Origin of the sequence: Glutamicibacter endophyticus (assembly GCF_048457885.1) — a bacterium.
GTDB lineage: Bacteria > Actinomycetota > Actinomycetes > Actinomycetales > Micrococcaceae > Glutamicibacter > Glutamicibacter endophyticus.
Genome location: NZ_CP174200.1, coordinates 1,032,909 through 1,055,652 on the forward strand (window position 1 = coordinate 1,032,909; position 22,744 = coordinate 1,055,652).

At 51.0% G+C, this 22,744-nt stretch carries 22 protein-coding genes; 7 read left to right on the plus strand and 15 right to left on the minus strand.

Annotation, left to right across the window (positions count from 1 at the left end):
* Positions 1-13: 13 nt before the first annotated feature.
* On the minus strand, positions 14-358 hold the full coding sequence (locus ACJD00_RS04910) for a hypothetical protein (RefSeq protein WP_418908733.1): 345 nt from the start codon (positions 356-358) through the stop codon (positions 14-16).
* 657 nt (positions 359-1,015) lie between these two features.
* On the opposite strand from ACJD00_RS04910, the gene ACJD00_RS04915 reads away from it, so the two are divergent.
* From ACJD00_RS04915 to ACJD00_RS04930, 4 genes are all read left to right on the plus strand, one after another.
* Positions 1,016-1,651, plus strand: coding sequence for an NAD(P)-dependent oxidoreductase (locus tag ACJD00_RS04915; protein WP_418908734.1), 636 nt, complete (start codon positions 1,016-1,018; stop codon positions 1,649-1,651).
* Positions 1,652-1,671: 20 nt separating this feature from the next.
* On the plus strand, positions 1,672-2,019 hold the full coding sequence (locus ACJD00_RS04920; protein ID WP_418908735.1) for a Fe-S protein: 348 nt from the start codon (positions 1,672-1,674) through the stop codon (positions 2,017-2,019).
* Positions 2,016-2,786 carry a Bax inhibitor-1/YccA family membrane protein gene (locus ACJD00_RS04925; RefSeq protein ID WP_418908736.1) on the plus strand — a complete coding sequence of 257 codons (771 nt, stop codon included), beginning with the start codon at positions 2,016-2,018 and terminating at the stop codon, positions 2,784-2,786. The genes ACJD00_RS04920 and ACJD00_RS04925 overlap by 4 nt, the downstream gene beginning before the upstream one ends.
* A 123-nt stretch (positions 2,787-2,909) precedes the next feature.
* Positions 2,910-3,368 carry a MarR family winged helix-turn-helix transcriptional regulator gene (locus ACJD00_RS04930; protein WP_418908737.1) on the plus strand — a complete coding sequence of 153 codons (459 nt, stop codon included), beginning with the start codon at positions 2,910-2,912 and terminating at the stop codon, positions 3,366-3,368.
* Between the two features lie 47 nt (positions 3,369-3,415).
* On the opposite strand, the gene ACJD00_RS04935 is transcribed toward ACJD00_RS04930, so the two are convergent.
* From ACJD00_RS04935 to ACJD00_RS04995, 13 genes are all read right to left on the minus strand, one after another.
* A complete protein-coding gene (locus ACJD00_RS04935) occupies positions 3,416-4,009 on the minus strand; it encodes a 4'-phosphopantetheinyl transferase family protein (protein WP_418908738.1) in 594 nt (197 codons plus the stop codon).
* 85 nt (positions 4,010-4,094) lie between these two features.
* Positions 4,095-5,504 (minus strand): FAD-dependent monooxygenase, encoded by a 1,410-nt coding sequence (locus ACJD00_RS04940; protein WP_418908739.1) that lies wholly within the window; start codon positions 5,502-5,504, stop codon positions 4,095-4,097.
* Positions 5,501-5,974, minus strand: a complete 474-nt coding sequence (locus ACJD00_RS04945) for a MarR family winged helix-turn-helix transcriptional regulator (protein ID WP_418908740.1) — start codon at positions 5,972-5,974, stop codon at positions 5,501-5,503. Before ACJD00_RS04945 ends, ACJD00_RS04940 begins: the two co-directional genes overlap by 4 nt.
* 40 nt (positions 5,975-6,014) lie before the next feature.
* Positions 6,015-6,953: an acyltransferase domain-containing protein gene (locus ACJD00_RS04950; protein ID WP_418908741.1), complete on the minus strand. Its 939-nt coding sequence runs from the start codon at positions 6,951-6,953 to the stop codon at positions 6,015-6,017.
* 68 nt (positions 6,954-7,021) lie between these two features.
* The gene (locus tag ACJD00_RS04955) at positions 7,022-7,912 is read right to left on the minus strand and encodes an ACP S-malonyltransferase (RefSeq protein ID WP_418908742.1); all 891 of its coding nucleotides are present in this window, start codon (positions 7,910-7,912) and stop codon (positions 7,022-7,024) included.
* 27 nt (positions 7,913-7,939) lie between these two features.
* Positions 7,940-9,307, minus strand: a complete 1,368-nt coding sequence (locus ACJD00_RS04960; RefSeq protein WP_418908743.1) for an FAD-dependent oxidoreductase — start codon at positions 9,305-9,307, stop codon at positions 7,940-7,942.
* Positions 9,304-10,203 carry an aromatase/cyclase gene (locus ACJD00_RS04965; RefSeq protein ID WP_418908744.1) on the minus strand — a complete coding sequence of 300 codons (900 nt, stop codon included), beginning with the start codon at positions 10,201-10,203 and terminating at the stop codon, positions 9,304-9,306. Before ACJD00_RS04965 ends, ACJD00_RS04960 begins: the two co-directional genes overlap by 4 nt.
* A gap of 42 nt (positions 10,204-10,245) precedes the next feature.
* Complete coding sequence (locus ACJD00_RS04970) at positions 10,246-11,046, minus strand: SDR family NAD(P)-dependent oxidoreductase (protein ID WP_418908745.1); 801 nt, start codon at positions 11,044-11,046, stop codon at positions 10,246-10,248.
* Positions 11,047-11,049: 3 nt separating this feature from the next.
* Positions 11,050-11,325 carry an acyl carrier protein gene (locus tag ACJD00_RS04975; protein WP_418908746.1) on the minus strand — a complete coding sequence of 92 codons (276 nt, stop codon included), beginning with the start codon at positions 11,323-11,325 and terminating at the stop codon, positions 11,050-11,052.
* Positions 11,326-11,362: 37 nt separating this feature from the next.
* Complete coding sequence (locus tag ACJD00_RS04980; protein WP_418908747.1) at positions 11,363-12,565, minus strand: beta-ketoacyl synthase N-terminal-like domain-containing protein; 1,203 nt, start codon at positions 12,563-12,565, stop codon at positions 11,363-11,365.
* A 2-nt stretch (positions 12,566-12,567) separates the two neighbouring features.
* Complete coding sequence (locus ACJD00_RS04985; protein ID WP_418908748.1) at positions 12,568-13,824, minus strand: beta-ketoacyl-[acyl-carrier-protein] synthase family protein; 1,257 nt, start codon at positions 13,822-13,824, stop codon at positions 12,568-12,570.
* Positions 13,817-14,152, minus strand: coding sequence for a TcmI family type II polyketide cyclase (locus ACJD00_RS04990; protein WP_418908749.1), 336 nt, complete (start codon positions 14,150-14,152; stop codon positions 13,817-13,819). Before ACJD00_RS04990 ends, ACJD00_RS04985 begins: the two co-directional genes overlap by 8 nt.
* A gap of 14 nt (positions 14,153-14,166) precedes the next feature.
* Entirely contained in the window at positions 14,167-15,654 is a 1,488-nt protein-coding gene (locus ACJD00_RS04995) for an FAD-dependent monooxygenase (protein ID WP_418908750.1), read from the minus strand.
* Between the two features lie 372 nt (positions 15,655-16,026).
* On the opposite strand from ACJD00_RS04995, the gene ACJD00_RS05000 reads away from it, so the two are divergent.
* The 3 genes from ACJD00_RS05000 to ACJD00_RS05010 all read left to right on the plus strand — a co-directional run bounded on the left by ACJD00_RS05000 (position 16,027) and on the right by ACJD00_RS05010 (position 20,686).
* The gene (locus tag ACJD00_RS05000) at positions 16,027-16,245 is read left to right on the plus strand and encodes a hypothetical protein (RefSeq protein ID WP_418908751.1); all 219 of its coding nucleotides are present in this window, start codon (positions 16,027-16,029) and stop codon (positions 16,243-16,245) included.
* Positions 16,246-16,727: 482 nt separating this feature from the next.
* Positions 16,728-19,301 carry a DEAD/DEAH box helicase gene (locus tag ACJD00_RS05005; protein WP_418908752.1) on the plus strand — a complete coding sequence of 858 codons (2,574 nt, stop codon included), beginning with the start codon at positions 16,728-16,730 and terminating at the stop codon, positions 19,299-19,301.
* Between the two features lie 467 nt (positions 19,302-19,768).
* Positions 19,769-20,686: a hypothetical protein gene (locus tag ACJD00_RS05010; protein WP_418908753.1), complete on the plus strand. Its 918-nt coding sequence runs from the start codon at positions 19,769-19,771 to the stop codon at positions 20,684-20,686.
* A 522-nt stretch (positions 20,687-21,208) separates the two neighbouring features.
* On the opposite strand, the gene ACJD00_RS05015 is transcribed toward ACJD00_RS05010, so the two are convergent.
* On the minus strand, positions 21,209-22,645 hold the full coding sequence (locus ACJD00_RS05015) for an IS1380 family transposase (RefSeq protein WP_418908754.1): 1,437 nt from the start codon (positions 22,643-22,645) through the stop codon (positions 21,209-21,211).
* Between the last annotated feature and the right edge of the window lie 99 nt (positions 22,646-22,744).

Genomic DNA, 22,744 nt, shown 5'->3' on the forward strand with positions numbered 1-22,744 from the left:
GTTTTAATGACTGTTAATGACGCGCCTGCCATGAAACCACCGGGTTAGTTCGTCCATCATCATCGAAAGATTGAATGGCCCAATAGCGTCGATACGCTTCAACGTGCGAGTGCGGTGCAGGCATGAAACCTGAACTCTCCGAAAAGATCATATGATCACGGTCCACAACATCATGCGTAGTGCCCTCGTAAGAATGTGCATGATCTTCCACATTCGCAGCAGCGAATTTCTTTGTTGGTTGAGGCTCTGCGACAGCCCCCCGCTGGAGCGCCTTGATCTCAGTAAATAGACCGACGCCAAGAAACTCATCATCTGCTGCACTCATTGATGCCCCTTTCACCCAAATTGAACCTGTCATTCAATAATCTCCTTTCTGATACAGATCTTCATGAAGATTGGGGCGACATCGAACAATTACTCTGGTGTCTTCAGCGCTCGGCTGCTGATTGTGAGCCGGTTCAAGGGCGGGGGCAGAACTCCCATCAGTGATAGTAGAACCGCCTACTGGTGCGTGTAGATACAGGTCCTGCTGGAAATCACAAGTGAAGCCTCGAAATGCGCATTGGAACAACCGGCCAGAGCGGCCGCTACGGAAGAGTGGGAGGACGTGATTTTCCATATGTCATTTTCACTGTTGAGGCTGCCTATAAGGCAGTGGGACACATGACTGTCGGACATGACATCCACTTAAGCCATCAACGGCTGATGTAGCTATGCGAAGTATAGGTGCTGCGAGAAGGCTCCTGGCTTATCTCGCTTCATCAAAGTTCGTTTTCATCATAAGTGCGCTGGAGTATATCACGGATGCGTGGTCAGCGGGTTGTAAAAATGACGAAAAGCTCATGGCTATGAACTGCTGCATCTTACATCATCTCACCTGAAGAAAGACGTTGTGCGGATTTCTGCGTCCACGGCCCAGACCTCTCGACATGCACGCTGATGTTATGGTTAATCCCGAAGTCGGATGTTCCGAAATCGGGACTAATGTGATTCCGCTCGTTCAGAAAGATGGAAAATGCGAATTTTAGTGCCGGGTGCTACAGGATCCGTCGGCCAACAAGTTGTTGCTCAGGCCCTTGCGAGGGGACACGAAGTGGTTGCTATTGCGCGTAATGCATCGAAACTGAGCATTGCTCATCCAAAACTTACAAAATATTCAGTTGACGTGCTTAACGCCGAAGCCACGGAGCCACTTTTGAAAGGCATTGATGCTGTGATCAGCACTGTCGGAATTGGGGCATCCAAGTTTCCAACTACCCTCTATTCTGCCGGTACCAAGAACCTCATTTCAGGGATGAATCTCCATGGCGTCGGCAGGCTAGTCGTGATTTCCTCAGAGGTTGCAGAGCATTGGGCGCATCAAAGCCTCTTGAAACTGTGGATCGTACTTCCCCTTCTTCAACGCTTCATTGGGGCCACTTACGATGACATGCGCCGAATGGACATTGTGCTTTGGGAAAGCGATGTACGGTGGACGGCCATCCGTGCCCCACGCATCAGACCGAGTTTAGGAAAAGGTAAATATCGTTTTAGCGCTGATGGTCCGCTTAAGCGAGGGTGGTATATCTCTGCTGAAGATATGGCAACGGCGTTGATTGATATTGCGGAACGCGATGATCTTGCACGCAAACACGTTTACGTAGCTCACTAGTTTCCGAAAGAGAAAAGATCATGGAAATTATTCGTGGACTTATCGTAGTCTTGCACCTTATAGCTTTTGCCGCCTTGCTCGGTTCCTGGATAGTTGGAGCGCTCAGTAGGTCAGGACGGATTACTCGCCTGATGCAGTGGAGCATGCTGTTAGCACTTATGACAGGACTTGCGTTGGCGGCCCCATGGGGAGTGGTCGCATCGCCGAACTATTTTAAGATTGGAACGAAGCTAGTAATTCTTCTGATCATTGCGGCTTTGTTAGGTATTGGGGCATCTCGACAACGCCGTGGAAAAACCGCTGACGGCGTTTTCTGGTTGGTCGGTCCATTAGTCGTAATCAACGCAGCAATCGCGGTGCTGGTATGAGTATCAAGAAGACCTCGTCCTCTCATTCCACGCTTGCTATCGGACGTATCTTAAAAATTTCCCTAGCGTTTTTTGTTGTCCTCCACCCGGCAGCACTGATTGGCGTCATCTGGACCGTTGCCCCGGCCGAGAACCGTCAGACATTAGATGGTTCAACTCCAATCGCCTGGATTTTCGGGGCCTTGGTATTCCTGTTTCTGATCTTTCAAGCACCTGTGCCGTCAAGATTCCAACGTATAAGAATCATCAGTTTCGTTTTTATCGAAGGACTGTTTCTTGGCGGATTCGTTACGTACTTCGAAAGCCTCTTCCCAGGAACCATGCTCCAACTGTCATTTGCGGCATTTTCGGCATTCATTGGCGCTTTGGTCATGCTGTCCATACCCGGGGTCCGAAGAAGATCTAGGACTGTTCGTGTGCTCCTGACGAGCATAACGGGATATGGGGCGTTTGTTCTCCATAATCTTGGAGTCGCAGACATTGGTACCCCAATAATTAAACCGTGGGGACTCGTTCCTGACTCAGTCCTAGTGGTTCCGCCTGGCCTCGTTCTAGCGTTACTGCTAATTCCTGTTACTTCGCGTGCGCTCGTCCTCAAAACCGAACGAGCTCAAACGTTGCCCGTTGCTGACACTGAAGCTTTGCATATTTGGTATGAGGCGCTGGGGCTGGTATTCACGATTGTCTGGCCATCCACAAAAACCCCGTTTGGGATCGCTACGAATCATCGACTGATCTTGGGCCAAGATAGACACAAAGCCAATTGAGGAATACAGATATCTTGGCTCTGACTATGGAACTTCCATCTCTAGAGCACCTGTTTTGAGCACTGATAAACTCCAAGTACTCATGCGGGATCTCCTGCTAAATAATGAATTGAAAGGCAAACCATGACCGATAATCTGGTAGAGCGGGTACGCTTGGCTCTGCAAGAGCAGCTAGTTACTGCAATTCTGGGAAACGAACGAGTGGCCCGTCGTTATGGCCTACTGGTGACAGACTTACAAACTCTGCATTTGCTGGTAATGCGCTCAGATGTTCGCACTCCTCGCCAGATCAGTGAAATCACAACGATGCCTACGAGTACGGTAACCAAATTAATTGATCGACTAGAGGCTGCAGGTTATGTTCGGCGGACGCCTGATCCTTCGGACCGACGACGTACTGTCCTTGAACTTGTAGAGGAAAATATTGCGCCTCTGCATGATTTTTATGGTAAAACCAGTGACGAGTTTGATGAGCTGAGTTCCACCTTTTCTTCAGCGGAACTCGATACAGTTGCTCGATATCTCGAAGCTGTAAGTTCCTTTTATCGCTTAGATCCTCCGTCGCTTCCGAGCCGTGAATAGTACCAGGGCTGTCGTCTTCTAAGTGGTTCAAGAACCTAAGTGGATGTCTACGTTAGATGGAATTGATTATCAGATGCCATTGGGATGACCACGCTAGTCACCAGAAATGCTTCGTCTAGAACCCACCATTGACCTTGGAGACCGTATACTTTCGCTTCCGGTGAGTCAATGGCAAACCGACCGAAGTCAGGAGCATCGGCCCATACTATTGCTTGCATGGAAAGTATTGAGACCTGGTGACCAAGTGCGCTAAGGGCTTTGTACGCTGCCTCTCTGGCAGAGAAGCCCACACGTGTTCCGGCCGCGAGTTTTTTGCTTGTTGCTCCAATGAACTGATCGCATGCGAAAGCTCGGGCGATCTCTATGGGAAGTGGCGCGACCGGCTCAATATCTATACCAATTGCACGTATGAGCTCACGTCGCCCTACTTGTGCAATAGCGACGCCTTGAGAGTGGCTGATGCTCCCAGTCCAAGCTGACGGCCATTCAACGGCGCCATCTGACTTACGATTGAGTTGGGCATGGCTGCCACCAAGCGCACTGATGGCAGTACGCGCGCAGTATCTGCCCATGAGGAACTCTTCGGAACGTTTTTGAGACATACTGTGTATCCCCAAAATATCGTTGTTTGGAGCATTCATAGTTGGCCTGAGTGGATCACTCGTCCAAGCAATTGCGATACGTCCCCCGTCAAGTAAGACTCCAGTATGGTCTAAGGATTCTCGTCTAGGGTTTCCAAACATCGATGTACCCATCCGGGCGTAGCAGACGCGGTTGGTTGCCCCACAGTGCGTGTTTCAGATTGACTTGAATGTAGTTTTTTCCATCTAACGGCCTGGAATCTAGTTGACTGTTATTTGGTATGACCAGTACGTGTTTGTGGCTACGTAACCCTTCGATGACTTCATCGTTATGCATAAGGTCATGAGCGAAGGTGCCCGAAGCGGATCGTAACTTCTGGGATTTTAGAGTGCGCATGGTGTAGTTTGTCCCAGAGATGGTTCTTCCGAGCTTATTTTCGACAAAATTTTTCATCGGGCTGATCTTTTCGACCCCGCACAGTAGCGCATCCTTGAGGGCTGCAGTTGGGCCACGTCGGCCGGTAGCTTCACGAATTAGTTGTCCGGATTCCTTAACTGCTTGCAATCCCAAGGGACGCATTTCTAGTTCATAAGTATCAAGCAGTCTTTCCGGTGCGTTGTTCTGAATTACTGAACCCAGCTTCCAACCCAGATTGATGGCGTCTTGGATACCTAGATTCATGCCTAATCCTCCGGCTGGAGAGTGCACATGTGCAGCATCTCCAATCAGAAAGACTCTGCCTACCCTATACTTTTCAGCGACACGCTCGTGACTACTAAATCTAGATAGCCAACGAGGAGCGTGTATACCGAGATCTTGCCCGAGGATGCTCCTTACCATCGATTGCAACCGTTCGAAGTCTTGAGATTCATCCTGGTGGGGATGCAATTTTAGATCCCAAGAAAGTACTCGATGATAGCCATCCCCAAAAGGAGCGATGAAAACGAAACCTTTCTTGTTGGCAACAAGAGTTAAGGGGGCAGTGGGAGGTCTTTGAATTTTTGCATCCGAAATGATGACAGACGGCAGGACACAGTCACCGCTGAATTTCACGTCTATTGACTTGCGGACTGAACTGCGATGCCCGTCTGCTCCGACTACGTATCGAGCTGCTATCTGTTGTTCCAAGCCATCATGATTTACTCTGACTGACACTTTGTCTGATGACTGTTTAAGGTCGACGAACTCAGCTTCGTACAAAATCTTCCCGCCAAGGGACAAATAGCGCTCCAGTAAAACGTCCTCGACTTCGTACTGCGGTATTACTAGCATTTCGCGGAATTCGGAAGGTACGTTGTCGAAGCGAGCATGCATTCCCCAGAGAAGCGGAATTGAATCAACTGCAATCCCTCTTTCGCGGATCGGTTTGGCTAATCCGCGCGTATGCAGCAGCTCAAGAGTGCGAGCATGTACTGAAAACGCCCTTGTTAGGTTAGAAGAAATTGAACTACGCTTCTCCAATACCATGCAGTCAATACCCTGCTTAACAAGATCGACAGCAAGGGTGAGACCACTGGGGCCTGCCCCGATGATCAGGACATCAACTTCATTCATCTTTGGCTCTCTTCTAATATCGGGGTAGGTTCTGCGCGGGCCAACAATCCTTGAATTGAGGTAATTTTCCTAAGAAATTCGTAAATTCGTTCAAGTTCTGCTGTCGAGCATTGGGAAAGCTCGCCTTCGAGAATCTGCTTTCTGGGTTCAAATCCAGCCATGATCTGATTTACCTTGCCAGGCACTGTTTCTATAAGTCTTATTCGTCTGTCACACTGATCAGATGTTCTATGGATAAATCCGTTAGTTTCCAAACGATCGAGAATTCTTGTCATGTTGGTGGAAGGTAAACCTGATAGAGAACAAAGTTTGCTGGCGGTAATTGGTTCTTTCGTGAGGTGGATGAGATGCAGAATTTGGAGGTCCGTCGTCGTCAGATTCGAGTCATATGCGACAGCTCGACAGCTCGGTATCATTTCAATTGTGAACTGCTTGATGGCAGTGAAAGCGCGCTCCAATGAAGATTGCATGATTAGTCTTTCAGGAGAAGGGTAAGTCAACCGCAGAATACTAGAGGCTAATTTTCTGGAGATATTCGACTTTATTTAGCCAATCTTCAAAGTGGGTTTTCCCGCGTGTTGGCATCAAAGAAACGACCTCCGATTTCCCAGCTTTGACATTCGGATGCCCGGCAGCGATAGCAGATAGACCTGTACCCGGGCCCAGATCCACGATGGTCCAGTTTTGTTGCAAAATCTCGTTTAGTGAGTCCCAGAACTTTACTGGTTTCCATAGCTGATCAGCCCAGAACTTTGGATTCTGGCTCTGCTTATTCGAAATCCATTTTCCGGTGGATCCTGATATCATCGGGACCCGTAATTCCGAGAGCCGTACATGGTCTAGCGCCTTTTCAGTAAGAAGTGATTTTTCTTTGAGGAGTGGTGAATGAAATGGCATGTCGGAAGCCGCCGGAAGAGAAAGAATCGATTTCGCACTAGCAATTTCAGCGAATTCGGACAGGACCCGAGGTGCTGCTGAGACTAAACATTGGGTTGGAGAGTTATCTGCCGCCACCCATGCTGAAAGTTCATTCTGCTGAATTAACGTTGCGACTATTTTCGAACTGCTCCGCACTGCTTGCATTGACCCGGAGGGGCCGTCCTTCAAGAGTTCGGCTCTGCTTTCAAGTACTTTACGAGCTTCTTCATCATGCATGAGCCCAGCGAAGATTGCTAATGCGAATTCACCCGCACTGTGACCAAGAAGAGCGTCTGGGTGCACACCCCGGGAGGCCAAGGAGCGTGATGAAGCGATTCCAAGGGCAATGAGTAGGGGCTGCGCGAATGAGGATTTCGTCAATACCTCGGCGGATCCATTCAGCCAGGCATCCTTGATGGGTTCGAGGACTTTTCCAGAAAGCAATGAATTCACTGCCTCCCGAAATATCACATCGTTCTCATATTGAGACACGCCCATTCCGACAAATTGTGATCCCTGTCCTCCGGACATGAAAAGGATTGGTCGTTTCTTAGCGCAGTCCAAGTTATCTTCCTTCGTTAGGTACTGGTCGGCTCGGTTCAGCTCGTTGCAATCTGGGGGAGCGGTTTTAGTAGGCTCGACATACCCCGGTCATGAAAGAGCATGCGCGGGGAGACGCCAGGGACGGTTTGGTGGAAACTGTGCATCGTTCGAACCCAATTCACTTGATTGACGAGAATGCCGGCGAGGGCTTCTCTAACCTGGCTAGCCTCATTTACCGGGCTCGACACGGTCGAGAGAAAAAGTGGAATGGCAGGCGCCTTAATCGAGACTGTTTTGAGGATTGGGTTCATTGGGTCTCGGCCTTCATAGATCGAAGAGTGCGCAGAGCCCCTGATGCCTAGGCGCACGACCCGCTTCCCTGGTGCCGTTTTGATATGTCGTTCCATGTCGTTCAGGCAATGAAGATCGCCGCTCACAACAATTTGATCAGCGCGATTGATATTAGCGATTCCAAGAGAGTCGGATGATTTTCTGGTTCCAAGCGAACATAGCTGCGAGACTTCATTTTCAGAGAACCCCAGTAAGGCGCTCATTGCGCCCGGTCTGACACGATGGGTCGCGTCCATGACGGTACCGCAACGAGTTACTAGCCGAAGGCCATCGTTCCAACTGATGGAGCCTGCAATCGCTGCAGCCAGGAATTCGCCAAGGCTGTGCCCGGCAACGCCTTGGATACTTTGCAGATCTGTAGGTTCCGAAAGATAGCAAGCGTAGCCAAGTAGAAATTGGAGTGGTTGTGCGTACCGGTTTTCTGGGACTGCGGTGTGTTCGCATTTACTAAGTGCACAGTCCACATCAAAGTTGGAATTATTGGCAAGCTCTTCAATGTGCTTCCATGACGAATTCTCGCGAATTTCCCGAAGTTGACGAACTACTTCGGCCATCGACGAGGCGTGCCCCGGTACAACAACGAATCGGGTGGTCATATTGGTTCTTTCTAATCTAGATTTCGCCTACATGCCTGAAATCAGGTATCCATCTGGCCGTACAGTGAGTTCTGCTTTGCTAATTTCTTCGTTGCCTGTAGGTAGCAGTCGATGTGCCTCTTCATTTTGTGCAAAGTCAAGGGGTTTATCGATCTCGCCAGAGCTTGGGATGCAATAGCTAAAGGTCCGCTGGGCATCCTTTAGTTTTCTTTGCTGTGTATCTCCAGTTATTTCAGCGCTGTGCAATAGCGTGCTAGCTTTAGTGCCACACGAGCTGTAATCGATGTCTACGCCGGATAGAAATTCCGCGAAGTTATTAGGCTTGGACTCAACGTCTGTTGCATCTGTGCGCTCGACAGATGGCCGTTCTCCATATAGATCTTCTGTTTGATTCCTGACGAATTTTTGCATTCTATGTGCTGCGAATTTTCGCTCGGTTGAGTAGTCATCGAACAGGTCCAGTGTGTCAGTTTTCAGACAAAGGGCTATCCGCCACGCCAAACTAAAAGCGTCTTCTATACCGTAATTAAGGGCGCAGCCTCCCACTGGCAATTGACTGTGCGCGGCGTCGCCGGCAAGCAGAACTCTTGAAGAATTGAATGAAGTAGCTAGTTGGTTACGGTCAGTCTGAAGTCCCCAGCTCTGCACTTTCCCCTGGAGGGGAACTCCGGTAATCATTTTCCAAGCACGTTCTATGTCTTCAGTGGTGGACAAACTAGGGACATAGGCTGGAAGATGCATCATAATTCGGTAGGTTTCTTCGTCGATTCGTCCAGTGCTGACCACTGCCCCCTCAGAGAACTTTTCAAACCTGAAAGTAGGTAAATGTGAAGCACGTAGATTCGCAGTGATAAAACGTCGGTGGCCAGAGGATACTTCTTCGCCAAGTCCCGTCATGGAACGGACAGAACTGTGTTCACCATCGCAGCCCACGACTATTCGGGAAGCTGCCGATTTAGCTGCTCCTTCGAATTCTGCTTCAACATATCCATCAAGATTAGTGCTTAGATTAGTTAATTTTGCTGCTCGTATCAGGCGAGCGCCAGATTCTATCGCCCAAATTAGCAGTTCGTTATTGAGATCCTGTTGTTGGATTTTCCACATTCCTGGCCAAGGCGTATCGACAGTGGAAAGATCAACCTTCGTATGTCCATAGTGGCCGTGGAACATGGGGGGACTTGAGAGAAGATTCTCCCTGAGGTCGAAGATGTCTAGGATCTGCGCAGTGCGAGCATTGACAGTCATCGCACGTGGGCCTTCAAGAGTGTTGTGCTCTTTGTCGAAAAGTGTAACGTCGACACCGTTATGTGCCAGTATGCCTGCGAGTAACGAACCAACAGGTCCTGCTCCAATAATGCTTACCCCGGTGTCGACGTTAGTGAGCGCCAAAGTCACTCAGCACCCTTTGCATAGGTAGAATCAATCAGTTTGATAGTTTGAGTGCTGTTATGCATGAGGTTCTTACCTGCAAGATTCACAGCATCTTTGAGGCTAGCTGTTGGACCTAGTGCTTCTGTTACCGTTTCGCGGGTTAAAGCGAAATCATGCACACTTTTCACGTAAGTTTGCTCATCTTCCGTATAAACGTGCCATTCGCCTCGGTGGCTAACAAGCGCTCCTGGAGTTTCGATCTGCTTGTAAACGATCAAAGAATCTGACATAACGACACGGTATGAAGCTGTTTGGTGAGTTGACCCGTCTTTTGCTCTGGTGGTGAGTCGAAGTAGCTCCCCTCCGGCATCGAATCGCGTCAGCTCGGCATCTGCGACATGGCTAATTCTCTCTGGCCATTTTTCGGCCTGTATGAGGAACTCAATGGCTTCAGCAGCGGACGAGGAAATTGGCAGGGTATCTTCAACCCGGCCATGCGCATATTCCGATTCAGGTACTGCGAAGAATACACGAAGCGATTCAAGTTCCTTGTAACTGTTGGTATTGATCGCTGATTCAATAAAATCAGCATCTTCGGAGGTCTTCGCTGTGTAGGTATGACCAAGTTTGACTAACGAGGCACCATTTCCTTGATCGTGTATTTCCCATACCCCCGACATTGAGACAAGAGGGGCTGCAGGACGAGTTTGCCCAAACGTAATCCGACGATTTTCAGGTTCGAAGGTGCGGCGTGATTGCCAAGTCCGGACTTCTCCGTTTGCTGTTGCCCAAATCTGAATAAGCTCTTGATTTCGGGATGTTTCAATTTGTTCTGCATAGACGGTGGGAGGGAAAATGTCTGCCCATAGAGCCACGTCAGAGAGGAAACCATAGACGCGATTGGCCTTTGCGTTGACCACTATTTCGTGGTTTGTTTCTCGTTGTATCAATTGAATTTCCGATCAGTAGTTGCCGAGGCCGCCACAGACATTGAGCGCTTGGCCGGTTATCGAGGCCGCATCATCGCTGAGCAAGTAAGTCACCATGCCGGCGACCTCTTCAGGTGTGCTGTATCTACCCATGGGAATCTTGGATGAGAAAGCTTCAAGTATCTCGGATTCCGTCTTCTTATAGTGTTTCGCGTAACCTTCGCGCACTCTCTGGGCCATTGGCGTTTCAACGTAGCCTGGGCATACTGCATTCACAGTGATCCCTCGTGGCGCTACTTCCTTTGCCAACGATTTGGTAAAGCCGATCACCGCATGCTTTGAGGCTGAATAAGGCGTAGCGAAAGCAATCCCTTGCTTGCCAGCCGTCGAAGCAACGTTGACAATACGCCCGAAATCGGGAATAAGAGATGCGCGGGAAAGCGCCCTTGTCAGGTAGAAAACGGAATTCAGATTAGTCGACAGAATCCTGTTCCAGGCTTCGTCACTGATATCGCTCAATTCACCCCCGCCATTGGTACCAGCATTGTTGATGACGGCGGCAATTGCTTCTTCTTTTTCTGAGATCGAAGCAACCCAAGAATCAATATCAGTTGAATTTGCTACATCTACCGTGCTCCCTTCGATAGATGCTCCTTCATTGCGGAAACGGTCTTCAACTTCGCGGACTGACTCTGTCGAACGTGCACAGAAGTAAACTCGGTATCCTAGTGTGACTAAGCGTTCGACAATTGCCAAACCAATGCCACTAGTTCCACCAGTGACAACAGCAGTTCGAAGTGAACCCGTCTCTACGACATTATTGTTATCGCCCATTCGTTACTTCACGCCCTCAGAGGTTTGCAACGGAAGGTGGGAATTGATGAGGTCGATAAGTTCTTGAGCAGTCTGTGCCCCCGCGATCTGTGCATCAGGAGCGTCAGAACCGGTATCTCGACGCAAACGCAGGCCAGTCTCCAGGACTGCCAATGAATCGTAGCCAAGTTCATCAAATGAATTGCTTTCGAGATCAGCAAGGAGAGCGCTGGCATCGTCTGCACCCGAACCTTCAACCAAGGCTGTCCAGACATCATTCATGCCAATATTTGTAGTCATCTGAGTTCTCTCTTTCGTTGTTGGTGTTTATTTGTATCTAGGCTGCGCTGACGATCAGCGCAGAATTGAAAATTGGCATTCCACGGGAAATCACTAGTGCATGTCTTGCAGTAGAGACTCTTCGGCGCCTGGTGACAATGTCGAGACTGTTCCGAGAGCTGGAGACGACTCCAGGAGTGGGAGGAATGATTTTGGTCTTCAAAGTAAGTGCGGCGAGCACAGCGTCCAGCGCTCCCATGCCTGAACCTGATCTGCCAAAGCCTGCTTTAGGAACGGTCACAGGAACGTTTCCGGCTCCGAACACCTCATTGATGGCGTCGGCTTCTTGAGCGTCTTCAGCGATCATTCCTGAACCATCTGCGAATACAACATCGATGTCTTGAGGTTCGAGGTTCGCCTTTTCCAGAGCTAAACGGATTGCTCTAATAATTGAGCGAGAACCATCTTCGTTAACGGTCATTGACTTTCCATGACCACTAACATGAATCGCAGTGCCGTGCTTCGCTGCGGGACGCTTAGAACTTAGAGTCAGGTAGGCGCCACCCTCAGCAGGCACGAATCCGCTAGCACGTTCGTCAAACGGCAAATAGGATTCTGCTGGTTCGGAACCGCTGTGCATTTTGCCGGTGCTCTCCAATGACACCCAAGCTAAAGGAGAAAAGAAGCTCTCAACAGCACCCGTGAGAACAAGTTCCTGACCGTTTTCTAGCAGGCGTTTACCTTCCCAGATAGCGTCAAGTCCTCCGGCGGAATCGGCGACTATCGTCGAACAACGTCCTTTAAACCCATACCGTATTGATAGTTGGCCCGTGTTGACTGCATAGAACCAAGCATATGATTGGGCAGTACTCACATATGCAGGGCCCTTCTGGTAAAGGTTGCGTAGCTCTTTTTCACCGAATGCGTAGCCGCCGGCAGAATTAGCTGTCACGATTGATCGGCGATATGGATCAATTTGGAGGTAGTCAAATGGCGTGCTATCTAATGCATTCTTAGCGGCTACAAGCGCCAACTGTGTTGATCTGTCAGTTCTCGGACGCAACATACCGGGCACATCTTCGATACGAAAATCATTGACCTCGCCGGCTAAAGTCGAACGGTATGGCGTGACATCGAACGCGCTGACTTTATCGATGACGATGTTTCCCCGGAGGGCACCTAACCATAGTTCTGAGAGGGTACTGCCATGAGGGCTGGCTACGCCGACCCCTGAGATCCACGTTCTCTGCTTTTCCTTCATGTTTAGGCCCTTTCGATTACAAGTGCGCTTTGAAACCCGCCGAACCCGCTGGCGATAGACACCACTCGATCAACTACTGTTGAGCGGCCGTGGTTTGGGACGTAGTCCAAGTCGAGCAACGGGTCGAGCTTATTCAGGTTCGCTGTGGGTGGGACGAAATTGTCTCTGATGGCAAGTAGGCAAACTGCTACCTCAATAGCTCCGATGGATCCCATTGAGTGACCTGTCATGGATTTCAATGAACTAACTGGAACGTCGTAAGCATGTTGACCCAACGATTTCTTGATCGCAGCAGTCTCATGAATATCGTTTTGAGTTGTGCCCGAGCCATGGGCATTCACGTAATCAATTTGCCCGGGTTCAATACCGGCGTAATCTAACGATGCTGTGATGGCCTCGGCTAGTTCAGTTCCATCGTTTTTCAGGCCAGTCATATGGAATGCGTTGGCCCTTGCACCGTAACCAGTAATTGCGCCATACATCTTGGCCTGTCTACGTTCGGCATGTGCGCGACTTTCTACAATAACAACAGCTGCACCTTCGGCCAATACAAAGCCAGCACGAGTAGCATCGTATGGTCGTGAAGCAGTTTCAGGCGTATCGTTCAAGTTCGACGTGGCCATAATTGAGTCAAAGCATGCGTAGGTGATTGGAGCAATTGGTGCCTCAGTAGCTCCGGCTATCGCGACATCGACGTCACCCCGCCGTATTGCTTCCATCGCTTGAGCCAGCGCGTCAATGCCGGAAGTGCACCCATTAGAAATGAGTTCACCAGGTCCGCTGGCACCGAACCGTCCCGCGATTTCAGCTACGAAAGAACTGGGGACGAAATACTGGTAGAGATCTCGGTCCGTGGTTTCTTGAACTTCAATAAGTTCTCCGTCGCGTGAAGTTTCGCGATAGATTCTCTCCATTGACATGGTTGCACCGACTGCTGATCCAATGAAAACGCCAATTCGGTCTGACGGAACATCTTCGAGTGCACCATGCGAATCACTGACGGCTTCGGAAGTAGCGCGAATTAGCAGCTGCGCAGCACGGTCAAGAGTGTCTTCTTCATCTTCAACGAAACCACTATGTGATTGATCTAGATATGCTTCGCCAGCAATCTTCGATCTAAATGGGGCTGGGTCACATAGAGTTGTGGTGCCTGTTGCTGATCGTCCTTCACGCACGTTGTGCCAAAAGGCTTCCCGTGTCGAACCGCCAGGCGCGACAATTCCCATTCCTGTTACGACTGCATCTAGTCGACTATCCATTTGGGCGCTCCCAGTGGTAGAAGCGGTTCGCGATGGCGTCCTTAGGACTTTGCCAGTTTGGATCGTAAGGTTCGAAGAATGGGCGCAAGTCCTTACTTATCTGTACGAAAGCCGGGTCAGTTTTTGCAGCTTCAATTCGCTCAGTACCAGCATCTGTTTCAAAGTCCTGCAAGTGGAAGTAGAGGTCGTGGAATGTAAAGAGCTGACGGCGTACTGTTCCCATTCGTTCGGGCATGTCTGAACGGTCGAATTCAGAGAACAGATTATGGATATCGCCAAGTCGATCTGTGTTCAGCTTTGCGACGATAAGGGAGGTGTGAAGGGTCATCGCCCATTCCTTTCTTAGTGATTGTTTCTATTCGTCCAATAGGTAAAGGCGGCATCGAGCGTAATCTCGCTTTCGTCGGTCCACGCAATTACCCCATCTGGGCGTAGAAGAACCGCGTTTCGATTTACCTGGTCTTTCTCTGTCTCACAGGAAATGGAACTGGTTGAGAATTCCGAGATGCCAAACTGCTCAAGTGTCAGTTTTTGTTCATGGTCTGGCTCTCGTGTAGTGACAAAGACCCACTGGCCGCCTTTCTGGAGTCCAGAACGTTTAATCTCATTGGGTATCCCTGGAAAAACTCCAGAAAGGGCCCGACGGCCTATCGCTTCGTCATTAGGCGAGTACTCAAAAGCCCGATACGAATCAAGGCTGCTTACAGAACGTGCGAGGTTCCGTGCGCTGTATGGTTCTTTGAGGAAGTCAGCAATAACCTTTCGAAGCGAATCAACTTCAGCGCCTCGGAGGAAAAGTTGCCCTTGAGCCTGAGTGTTGGTGATCAGTTCCTTTGCTACTTGTTGCCTTTCCTCTTCAAAATCCTGCAAGGGGAACAACGAATCTGTTTGAGTCGCTAGGGCTAACCGCCACCCAAGGTTTGCAGCGTCAAGGATGGAAACATTCATACCCTGGCCTCCAGCTGGTAGATGCACATGGGCAGCATCACCGATAAGAGCTACTCGACCCTTCACTAGCTGTTCGGCCATGCCTGATGCATCAGTGAAAGAACTTCCCCAGTGCAATGAACCCCATGTGAATTCTTCGCCTAATACTCGTTTATATGCGGCCGTGATCTCTTCTCCAGAAAGGTTCTTTCCCCGTTCAAGGAGTGGGGCGCCAAACTCGGCCACGATTACTCTGACTGCACCGTTACCAATGGGCCCCGACATGACCATGCCGCGATCGGTCCTTTTGCCGAACGGGTTGTCTGGTAAATCCGTTTCTAGGAAATCTCCGAGCAGCATTTGGACGGAAGGAGTAGAAACTTTGAAATCTAGGCCAGCTTTAGCACGTACGGCACTTTTCGCGCCATCGCATCCAACAATGAATTTCGATGTAACTTCGATGGGATCCTGCCCGCCGTCTGAAAGAACGCTGATTACGTGATCTTCATCCTGTGAAAACTCGATCAGTTCCCAACCCCGAGTAACTGATCCACCAAGCTCTTCGAGCCATTTATTCAGCACTTCTTCAGTGCGATACTGGGGAATTTCGATGGCAGGTGAAAGATCGGAGGTGATGCCTTCCGTTGAGAGGGGAAACCCTGCAAAGTGCACTGCATCGCGTCCTCGGAGATCACCGAATTTTTCAATCTGCCCACGGGATAGCAAGTGTTCAAGTGCACCAATTGTCAAACCAAGTGCGCGGGACTCTTTCATTGCCTTTTCTGCGCGATCAATGATTATCACGGATAAACCCTGCACTCTAAGCTCAGCAGCTAGGGCGAGGCCAGACGGACCTGCACCCACCACAAGTACATCGGTGGACAGCTTATTAAGGCGTGACATGGGCGGTCTCCTCGGTGAGGCTAATGGCTGGAAGTATGAAGCAAGAACCAATAGGATCAAATAGGGATTGTCCCGACTGGGGACTATCCCGCATGCGAAACGTTATCACGCGGATTCAGGGCAACCTAATCCATCTGACGGCGCCTGCGTTAACCAGATCGACAGAGGCGGTTGCGAGCAAACTTTGAGTAACAAGAAAGTAAAAAATATACAGACATGAGAAACCGCAAGGGCGGTTCAGTAATCTCCGCAAAGCGGGCATCATTCTTTCGCTTCCCGAGCCAGAAGTCATGAGCTCGTGCGGTTTTCACTTTGCTACAGAGGCGCGTTAGACCCTCTATCCGAGAGATTAAAATAGTTGGGAGTAGTTCCATGAAGCTCTTTGAACAGGTAGTCGTACCGGCAACCATTTTTGGGGTTGCGAAACATTTCCGGTTTTATACCCATGCGAACTTTCTCGCATTTTTCTTGGTCTTTTGGCACGCATTGGCGTACCGGCGCTTTCGGCAATCTGGATTGCGGCTTTTAGTTATTTTCGAGAAGAGATTCTTTGGCGGTATGCCGTTGAGTATGGCGCAATTTAGTAGTTAAACATTGCGCGATCCTGCTTGGATTCTGTTGTGTGTAACGGACCGTGGGGGCATACCATCAAGCAGGCTACACGCCGCCGGCCACATGATGGTGGCTAACTGCTCCATTAACTCAAGAATCGGTGCAGCCAAGTGTTCTAGGGGACATACCTTCACGTGAATGATCTGCATTGAGGACTGGTAGGCAGGAAGATCACCATTTGGGCCTACAGGTGTATGCCACAGTGAAAGCTATCGTCTAGAGAGCGCCATAGGTATTCGTTATCGAGAATGTTCCTTCTTCCAAGATTGGTGCAAGACCGTCTTCGAAGTGACATAGAAATGCGTCTTTGGACTAACCCTGATGCCTAAGCAGTTCTTTATGTGTTGGCTCAAGTACGATAAGTGAAGTTTTATTCCGACCCCAGACGAACCGTTAGTCTGATGTTGCGGATTTTGGATTTAATTGACAGGCATTTGCAGGACAGGCAGGAATAAAAGCACGTGGCATTCGTAGGAAAAACTAAACGAACGGTTCAACAGTTCCCGTCTCCGGAGGAACTCTATCTCAGCGGAAGTCTGCCCAGGACTACGGAAGCGGTTGACTCGCTCTGGTTACACCAGGGGGACGTCATTCGCGCTTATGCAGAAAACCATCATGGCACCCCTGACCTTGCGATGGAACTGCCTACAGGTACGGGCAAGACGTTACCTGGCCTACTCATCGCGGAGTGGGTGCGACGCAAGGCTGAAGGGCCCGTAATCTATGCGACGCCGACTAAACAGCTAGCACGGCAAGTGGCAAGAACAGCCGAACGCGAAGGCGTGCCAGTCGCTAATCTAACTGGTAGTGCGAAGTATTGGCTGCCTGAGAATGAGGCGGCAGTAGAGGGTGGCGAAGCGATCGGACTAACGACTTACAGCGCGATCTTCAACAGCAGCCCAAAGCTCCCCACGCCAAGACTGCTGATCTTCGATGATGCCCATGCTGGCGAGCAATTCGTCGGAAATGAGTATGGGATAAGTATCCGTCGTTACGATAACCAGGACGCTTATCTTAAAGTATTGGAAGCGCTCAAGCCGTATCTCTCGGGTCTTCTCATCCAGCGTTTAGAAGGAGAGCCTGACCCTGGTGCACATCATCAAGTACGCCTAATCTTGCCTGCAGTCGATGAGTCGGCGCTCATCAATCTAGATGCGGCTTTGGCGCGTCTTCCTAAGCCTCACTCATATAAGTTGGCCATGATCCGGTCAGGACTATCGTCGAGCTGTATCTATTTGTCATACGGAGCTATCCAAATTCGACCGGTGATCCCGCCGACCTTTGAGAACCGAATTTTCGCCGGAACCAAACAACGTATCTATCTATCAGCAACTCTCGGATCAGGTGGCGAACTTGAACGCGCATTCGGCCGACAGGAAATCATCCGAATGCCGCTACCCACCAAAACTCCACCACGCTCTGGCCGACGACTGTTTGTCTTCCCCGATTTGGTCAAGGACGGGAACTCGATCGAGCTCACCAAGCAGATTATCGGACTCACCAACAAAGCCCTTGTCTTGAGCCAAGAAACAATTGCTAATACAGAGGCCACTGCTACGGCCCTGGCTGGAGAGGGCATTCCGGTGATGGGGCGAGACGATTTAGAGCAAGAAGGGCTGGAATCTTTCTCCAAAGCGCCGACTGGTTTGCTCGGTTTAGCCAACCGCTATGACGGACTTGACCTGCCGGGTAATGCTTGCCGTGTTGTTGTCCTTGATGGCAAACCGGATGCAATGGGACTTCAAGAAAAGTTCTTGAGTGAACGAGCGGATGCCAACGCAGCTCTAGCCGAACGGATCCGGACCCGCATCGTTCAGGGAGCTGGCCGCTGTACACGTGGTCCGAACGACTACGCAGTGGTGGTGGTTTTAGGTTCAGACATCATGAAGTATTTCTCTCGACCTGAGAACCGCCTGGCGCTCGAACCAGAGTTGCAAGCCGAAGTTGAATTCGGTTGGGAGAACAGTAAAGGTATTGAAGCAGAGGAAATTGTTGAGAATGTCCAGATGTTCCTTGAACATGGGGCAGAATGGCGTGAGCATGGCGAGCCAGCGGTTGCTGAGTTTCGACAAGATGCAGCCAAGGTTGAACTGCCAGGAACAGATGCTCTAGGTAGAGCCGCAAGTCTGGAGGTCGAAGCGTGGCAGCTGGCATTCGGGCGGGACTGGAATGGAGCAAGTAAAAAACTGCAGGAAGCAGTGCCACTTGTTGGTCCCGATGCGACACGGGGCTATCGTGGCCTGCTGCTGTACCTCGCTGGTTTTTGGCTGCATCTTGGTGCCCAGAACGAGGCCCAGCGGTCCCGTGCCCGCCAGCTCGTTAGGGATGCGGCTCTCGCAGCTAATCGCACTACTTGGCTCAAAGAAATGAGAGAACTTCCGGGCGCCGAGGAAATGACCCTCGCTCCAGAAGACATCGTGGCAGTGAATCAAGTAGTGGCCCGTTTACGTGGTCGGATCAGATCGAAGCAGTTCAACGATGAAATTACTGAGATGCAGGAAGCTATCTTCCAAGAGGAATCGGGTCGGTATGAACGAGGCCTGGGGGTACTGGGATCTTTACTTGGAGCCGAAGCTTCGAAACCGAAGGGACAAGGTCGTTGTGATTCTGCCTGGGTGTGGGGTACCGCTATGTGGTTAACCATTGAGGCAAAGTCCGAAGAGCATAGCAATGGCCTGCTTCCTCTTAAGGATGTTAGGCAGGCTAACACTCAGCTCGATCAATTGGCAGCGGACCGAGGGATGGACTATCCGCCGGCAGGTAGCCCAGCGATTATCGTGTCAGACAAGTTATCGGTGGATCCGCAACATGCTCAGGCGGCAAACCCGAATGTCTACCTTGCATCTACCGGAGTTGTGGAGGAAATTGCCAGTGATGCTGCCGCTGTTTGGCATGAGTTGCTGACGAGCGCAATCGGGAAAGCCGCCGAACAAGCTCAGAAACAACATGTCCGGACAATTCTGACAGAGAATGGCTGTTTGCCTAGCCAACTGATCGATCGACTTACCCAGAGCCGGCTCAAGCCCGGCGACTGAAGTAACTGTTAGTTGGTAAGCCAGTACCATGGGCATCGCAGCATGAACGTTGGTTGTGTGTCTTTCTGGCGGAGACGTACTGTGCGCAAGCGCCTGGTGCCTCTACTGAGGGTAATTGCCTACGTTCATGTGGGTGCAACTGTCTTGTGGTGGCAGTCGGGTCGGGAGCTCTGGACAGAGTTGAGAGCTCGCCGAGTGCTCGAACCTGCACCAAAAGCAGGGACGATAGCTGCTTGCAGATGATGACCAATTATCCGGGCAAAGTTTCGGCATTATGGAAGCAGGGAAAGTTGTTGTTCAGACTGTATCAACCTTGTTGTGCCTTTGTCTTCCGGCTTGAGGCTGTTGGTTCGCGAGAGCTGTGATCTGATCGTTTAGCTAAACCTCAGAGCATAAAGTTTAGCTATCAAACTTTTCATATACTCGTACACAGGGCTATTTTTACCCCAATAGATAGAGACGTGATAATGAAATCAGAAAATGATGCATCTACTAATAGCTGGGGTTCACTTTTGCGTTCACGAACGCAAACAGAGGCGGCGCGTCACTATCAAGACCTGAGTTACTTCCTTGAAAAGGTCGAGAGCTGGCATAGAAAGATCTCGGTTCCTCTTGAGGTGCATCCTGAATCCACGTTGGGATTGGCGAATCAGATATCAGAGCCGTTTCAGGCCTCTCATACTTTGAGCTATCTGCGACTTACGGCAGTGGATCATTTACATGCGGTGCGCACGCTATTGGCGGAAGCTAAATCTCAGCATATTTTTGCACCGTACTCTCTACTGCGCTCAAGTATAGAAAACGCGGCAGTCGGTTTGTGGTTAGTGAAAGACTCGTCAGCTCGTTCTATTGCCATACGTTCGTTGAAATTGGAATGGGCTAATCATTGCGATCGTAAAAATGCGTATGAAGCTATTGGCGCACCATCTGATGAAATTGATGATAGAGAACATCGATTCAAGTCGCTTGAGGAGCAATACGGGATGAAAAAGGAGGGGCTTCGCGCACGCCCTCCTGGTTTCCGCAAGATGATTGACGAGGCTTCAGAAACATACGGATTTAAGACTGAACCAACTTTGATGTGGCAGATTTGCTCTGCTGCAACTCACGGGCGGACGTGGATTAGTGGACTTTTGACCATGATGGACGCTGAAGATGATGGTGAATCAAAGGTCATTTCTGGGGAATTGACTTCAGATGAGCAGGGCATACTTTTCGCCCTTGTTGCTGCCTGCGAATTGATTGAAAGACTCTTCCAAGTTGCAAGACTCCGCTCAGTACCTGAAAGGCACACCGGTGCGGCATTTACGCGCCAGGAGCGGAAGCTCCTGAAGCCGAATCTCAACCTTCTCGTTCCAGCGTGGATGGGTGGAAGTGAGGCTTAGATTTAATCAGTATGTGCTCTGGTGCGACTCGCGGTCGTTGTATCCCAGATTCGCGTCGTGACGAGTCTTGTAGCCCTGGTTTTCTGGGGTTCTTCTTGTGTAAGCAGGCTTGCTCTTTCGGGTAGAGTACACACCCGCTGCGCCTCGGTGCGGGCACGTGGATTCTTCGTAGGTGGCCTGCTTGCTGGTGGCGTTCATCGGTCTTCCCCGTGGGAGTGTTCTTCCCTGCCGTCTGGAGTTGGTCTTTGCTGCATGGTGGGGGACATACCGTGCGTAGCCGCTTTGAGCCATCTTGAAGGGCTGCTTGCAACTGCGGAAAACAGGGTTCCTGGTGAGCTAACCCAAATTTTCATGAGGTCTCTGACCGCCGCCGAATTCCGATACCAAGGATTCCCGGCGGCCGTTACTGATTCCGCCCATGCCAAATAGCGCCTTGACGCACCGGGGCAGGGTGCCGGGCTCCACTTGCCTGGATTGTAATGACCTTTCACAACCAAAGAAACAACAGGACAACCACCAGCATCAGGCAGCCAGCAATCCGTGCCGCCACCGCTGAAACAACACGCCGATGCCCTCAATCAATCGGCATAGAAGTTGCGCTTCCGGTGCACTCTCGGGGATCAACAGCCGGCGCTGCCGGCCGCCAGAGACGACTTTCCCCGCCATTGAGAACAACCGGTACCGCCACCGCTTCACATCCCAGCAGCCTGCCTCATGCCCGCCGGGCAACACGACCAGCTGCAGCCACGACACCAAATTCAGTGTGAGCATTGCCAAATCAGCCCATGCTTGGTTCGCGGCAAACGACCAATACGGCAGCTTGCCCAGCCTCGTGCTCTTGAGCGTTTTGATCCTGTTCTCGCACCGGCCCCGCGCCCGGTGCCTCGCATCGAGGAACGCCACGTTGAATCGCGGGCTATTGGTCAAGAACGCGGTCACCCTGTTCCCGTCGGTATCGAACAGGTTCGCTTTCGCCCCAGGATGCAACGGCTCAGCACGCACATAGATCCGGGTTCCTGGCGGGTAGTCCTTCAGCACCCAGACCTTGCTCGCGTCAATCACCCACGCATCATCACGCTGATCCCCGCCAGCGCCCAGCGCTGGTTCCCAGTATTTCTTCTCATCGATCCACCGGATGAACCGCTCCTTGATGACTGGCAGCGAATACGAGGTGGAGAACTGGAGACCCAACGAATCCAGGTAGTGCAAGAACTCACGGGACGAACCGGCACTATCGGTGCGGACCAGGACCTTCTCTCCATAGAGGTTTCCGCGCTCGTCATAGAACCCGTCCGGCAGCTGTGCCAACGCCTGGTTGAGCACCTCGATATGGGATGCGGCCGAGTTCGCGCCCCGGTTGCCCGGACGCAGGTGCACGGCCAAGATTTCGCCGGTGCCATTCTTCGTGCCGTAGTCGGCCATGGCGATCATCGGTGAAAAACCGTACCCGCCTTTATAGGTTCCAGCACTGGATTCTTTCTCGGAGTGCACATGCACCAACGAGGCGTCGAGGTCGATGATCAGCGGGTTGGTTGGTGTGGCCAGCCGGCCGGGATTCCGTGGCCCGGCCGCAGCCCACACTTTGGTGCGCAGGGTCCGGGTCATGGTGGCGAACCCATGTTCGAAGGCTTCGGGTTGCTCCTTGATCCGGTTCATGAACCTGCTGATGGTGGCATCCGATGCTACCGGGCCGAAGAGTCCTGGTGCGGCACGCAGCTGGTCGACGTCGGTGGCTTGCTCGCCGCCAGCCGCCAACGATAGAGCCAGTGCTCCGAGGATCTTTCCTGGACGGTGGGTAGCGGTGGCTGGCACAAACTGGCTGAACCGGTCCTCGCAGAGACTGCGGAAGCCTACCGCGTTCAGGAAGCTGGTCAGCACCGACAACCCAGCGTGGGAGACCAGGGCTTGGCCGGTGAGTTCGGTGGGGATGGCAGGGAAAACGGGGGTAGAATGGTTCACTGAAAAGGTGATCCTTCGAACTGGGTGGATGATGATTAGACACCACTATTTTCCCAGTTCAGGTCACCTTTTCATCTTTTAAGTCAGTTAATGACTACT